Source organism: Desulfovibrio sp. (assembly GCF_019424165.1).
In the GTDB taxonomy this organism is placed as follows: Bacteria; Desulfobacterota; Desulfovibrionia; order Desulfovibrionales; family Desulfovibrionaceae; genus Desulfovibrio.
Genome location: NZ_JAHZAA010000035.1, coordinates 18,352 through 23,159 on the forward strand (window position 1 = coordinate 18,352; position 4,808 = coordinate 23,159).

The 4,808-nt window shown below is 60.4% G+C and carries 2 protein-coding genes; both read left to right on the top strand.

What is annotated here, in order from left to right; all coding sequences use genetic code 11:
* The coding region (locus QZ377_RS10500) for a sigma 54-interacting transcriptional regulator (protein WP_291441094.1) at nt 1-2,630 on the top strand (2,630 nt) is incomplete at its 5' end.
* A 35-nt stretch (nt 2,631-2,665) separates the two neighbouring features.
* Nucleotides 2,666-4,808, top strand: a 2,143-nt coding sequence (locus tag QZ377_RS10505; protein ID WP_291441095.1) for a PEP/pyruvate-binding domain-containing protein, incomplete at its 3' end; no start/stop codon positions are given.

The following is a 4,808-nucleotide window of genomic DNA, read 5'->3' on the forward strand; positions in this document are numbered from 1 at the left end:
AATACCGGGAGGTAGCCTATGTGGGTCTGACCCCTGAAAGCCGCTATCTGCTGCTGAACCATGATGGGCACATCATAAATATCCCCATGCAGGTGGCTCTCGACAGCCCCGCAAGCCCTTTTCATAACCTGGGGGGTGATCAGCGGCCCGGCTATGTCAATGTGGGGCAGCCCATGGAGGCTGTGTACGCGATGGTTCCGGTCGATAAATCCCTGCAAAGCGTTTCGTTGCATGTACTGCGTTTTTTCACCGCCGTGCATGACAAGAACGGAAATTTCCAGGGCTATCTGCTGCTGTCGCTGGACATGAAGGACCTGAGAAACATCGTTTCGCGCTATTCTTCGCCTGATGCGCCCATTGCCGCATCAGGCACGGATACACGCGTGCGCAGCCTGTTTTTCGACCGCGACGGCTGGATGATCTTTCAGTCTGAAATTCCCGACGCGGCCCTTGCGGGCAAAAACCTTGGTAACGACGCGGTTCGGGCGGGCTTTTGGGGCGACTACGGGCGTCCCGGCTTCAGCATGGCCTTTCGTCCCAGCCCGGAACACATCAATTACTGGAGCATGGTAGCCGAGGTGCAGGGCGGACATGCCGGGCAACTGCCCATGACAGAAAGCAGCACCATATGGAGCAACGGCCAGATGCGCGTGGAACGGGTAAGTTACGTTCCCGTCGCCTTCAACCCCGGTTCCGGCGGCGAAGCTGTGGTGCTGGGAGGGCTGGCCGTTCTGGACACCAGCTTCACCACCACACGCACCGGCATGCAGATTATGGGCATTTATGCGGTCAGCTTTATGGGCGGCATGGTTCTTCTTGCCCTGAGCCTGTGGTGGCTGGCGCGTCAGATGGGCAAATCGCTCAATGTCATGTCCGGCGAACTGCGCAACCGCAATGTCCGCGACAATGACGAAGATCTTGACCTGCCGCAGCTTCCTCTGGAAATGGAGCGCATCAAAAACAGCATCAACGCCCTGCTGAAGCGCTTGCGCCAGGCCAAGGAAGAACGCCGCAGCCACGAAGCCCTTCAGGACGCCCAATGGCAGCGCGAACCGGCTTCAGATCTGCCGCACCCCGAAGACCTGCCCGCCAGCGGCCTTGTGGGTACGTCGCCGGCCATGCAAACGCTGTATGACCAGGTGCGCAAGGCATCGCAGGTGCTGGCGGATGTGCTGGTGGTAGGCGAAACCGGCACCGGAAAAGAGCTGGTTTCAGAAGCCATACATCGCCTGAGCGCCCGTGCTTCAGGGCCGTTCATCACCATCAACTGCGGCGCGCTGGACGAAAACCTGCTTATGGATACCCTGTTCGGCCATGTGAAGGGCGCTTTCACCGAAGCCAGGCAGCCACGCAAGGGAGCATTTCTGGCTGCCGAGGGCGGCACCCTTATGCTGGATGAAGTAGGTAATGCCGCGCCCAAGGTGCAGCAGGCACTATTGCGGGCACTGTCCACACGGCGAATCCGCCCCCTGGGCAGCGATCAGGAGGTGCCTTTTGACACACGCATCATCGCCGCCACCAATGCATCCCTCCTGAGCGAAGCGCGCGAAGGTTCCTTCCGCGAAGACCTTTATTACCGTCTGGCCGTCATCACCATTCACACGCCACCCTTGCGGGAAAGAAAAACAGATATTCCGTCTCTGACGGTCTACTTTCTGACCGAAGCCGTAAAAGCACGCGCCAAGGCGGCGGAAATGGACGCCGAAACGCAAATGGAAAACACGGAACCCGCTGCTCACGGACCAACGCAGTCTCCCCCGGCACACGGAGCGCGCAAGTCATTGCGCATGCCCCAGGTCAGCCGGGGCGCCCTGGCAAAACTGACGGCTTATGACTGGCCCGGCAATGTGCGCGAGCTAAAAAACACGCTTACCCGTGCCTTGACCTTTTGCGAGGGTGATATCCTCTATGCCGAGAATATTCAGCTCGGCCCCATAGCTGCTTCCGCAGCGTCGAATAAAAAAACAGCGGCCCGGCGGCCAGGCCAGGACGCGCCCGAAGGGCCTTTGGCTGAATCCCGAGAGATGCCGGAAACACCGCAGGATCAGGCGGCCTCAAAAGCAACGGACCAGACCGGTACAACGAATCCAACGGCAATGGCCGATGCTGGTCGCTCTCCCGGCCAGCCCGCGGGGCGGCAAAACGATCATGAACGCGAAGAAGGCAATTTTTCCGGCCCCCGTGCGGCTTCCGCCGCCCCTTCTTCCGCCGGTCCGGCGCAGGATGCCCTGCATGCCGCAAACGGCCAGGCCTCGCGCGGCAACCCGGACAGACCAGACGAGGCTGGCGGAGCACACGACACGCACTCTGCCGGTTCTGCCGCTGCCGCTGCCGGAGAGGGAGGCAGCCAGCATCAGCGCCCCCTGGCAAATGCGATTCCGGACGGCATGAATTTCATGCAGGCCGACATGCCCCGCCTCAATCACCGCCAAACGGAAATGTGGCCACGCATTGAACAGGCGGGCAGCATAAGCCGCCAGGAATACCAGCAGCTAGTCGGTGAAAATATTTCCATGCGCACGGCACAGTACGACTTACAGCTTTTTGTGCAGATGGGCCTTGTACGTAAAGAAGGGCGCGGCCCGGCGCAGCGTTATGTGGTTGTGCAGGGCAGACCGTTTTCCGGCTGATGCACGCTTTTTAACGTCTTATGTGGAGCCTATTCATGGTCGGCAAACTGAAAAAATTCTTTGGCCGTAAGCCGCGCATTTCCCGCGAGCAGGCCATGACCGCCTTTCACAGGCGATATGCCTCATTCAAGGAACTGCTTCAGGCCAATGCGGACCTGGCAGGCATTCTGGCCGGTCTTAACGCCGCACAGCAGGGCGAGCGCCACATGGAGACAAGCCAGGTGCGTAAAGAAGCCCGGCGGGCGATCTTTCGTTGCGACCGCATGGCCGCCGCACTCAACGATATTTCCGGCCAGCGTCATCAGGGGCTGAATACGGCCGTGCACAGCATTGCCGGACGCATAGAAAAAGAGCTGGATCAACGAACCCGTGGCGATGTGCCCAGCCTGACACTGGACCTTACAGAAGTGGACGCCAGCATGGCCTACAGCGTGGGAGGCAAAAACGCCAACCTCGGCGAGTTGCGAAACATGCTCGACATGCCCGTGCCGCGCGGTTTCGCCATTACCATCAAGGCCGGAACCATCTTTCTGCTGCGGACACCGGGACTTTTCAAAAGCATTTATTCCCTGCTGCGCTCAGTGGACCCGGACAAGCCGGATAACATCAATGCTGTTTCCCGCCAGGTGGAAAAACTCATCCGCGAGGCCGTTGTTCCCAAAGAAGTGGAGGATGCCCTGCTCAAAGCCTGGGATATGGCTTATGACGATGATCCCCAGGTGGTGGCGGCCCTGCGCTCCAGCGCCATTGCCGAAGACGGGGTGCAGTCTTTTGCCGGACAGTACCGCAGCCTGCTGGGTGTGACACGCAATGACCTGATTCCGGCGTTCAAGGTCGTTGTTGCCAGCCTTTTTTCGCCCCGCGCCCTGACCTATCGTGCCAGCCACGGCTATGCCCTTGACGCCACGGGCATGGGCCTGTGCTGTGTAGAGATGGTGCGCGCCCGCGCCGCAGGCGTCGTTTTTTCGCGCCACCCCGTAGACCTGCGCTCCAACAGTATTGTCATCAACGGCCTGTGGGGTCTGGGCGAAATGGTGGTGGACGGCTCGGGTACGCCGGACCAATGGTTGGTGTCGCGCGCTACCGGAAAAATCACCAAGACCACCATTGCCCACAAGGCTGTGCGCCTGCGCCTGGTTCGCAAGGGGGCGGGGGTGGAAAGCGAGCTGGTCCCCGTGCCGGATACCTTGCAAGATGTTCCCTGTCTCAGTGATGACCAGGTACGCCGCCTGGCGGACATGGCCATGGAGCTGGAACGGCACTACCAGTACCCGCAGGATATGGAATGGGCTGTGGACGAAGAGGATCAGATCATCCTGTTACAGACCCGCCCCATGGGGCTGGATAGTACGGCGGAAGAAAAAGCCGCGCCCATTCTTGGGCATCTGCGGCCCCTGCTTTCCGGCGCGGACGTGGCCGCCAGGGGCGTAGGCTGTGGCCCCGTGGTTTTTGTGGGTGATGGAGAAGATATTACCCACTTTCCCGAAGGCGCGGTCATGCTTATGGACCACTCATCTCCCAGCGCCATGTCGGCCATGCGGCGCGCCTCGGCCATTATCGCCCAGACAGGCAGTCTTACCGGGCATATGGCTTCCATCTGCCGCGAATTCGGCGTTCCCACGCTTATGAATCTGCCCGGCGTTACGGGCGTGCTCAGCGAGGGGCAGGTGGTCACCGTGGATGCCCTCACAGGCAGGATCTTTGACGGCGAAATTCCAGAGCTTCTGGCCTTGCGCCTTACCCGGCCGCAGGCCAGGGCCGACAGCCCCGCCCTCATGCTTTTGCGGCGCGTGGCCACCTACATCCTGCCGCTGCATCTGGTAGATCCCAGAGCCGACACCTTTACGCCGGAGCACTGCACCTCTCTGCACGACGTCATGCGCTACGCCCACGAGAAAAGCTATGCCGAAATGTTCCAGCTATCAGACAGCGTTACGGAAAACAGCGCCGGTGTTGCCAGCCAGCTTGTAAGTTCCATTCCTCTTGATCTTTATGTAATCGACCTTGGCGGTGGCCTGCGCAACCCCGAAGCGCGGCGTGTGCAGCCCGAAGACGTGACCAGTGTCCCCTTCAAGCATGTGCTCGACGGAATGCTCAACCCGGCAGTGCAGGCCCGCGGCCCCCGCCCGGTCAACATGCGCGGCTTTCTTTCGGTCATGGGGCAAAGTGTTATCGGGT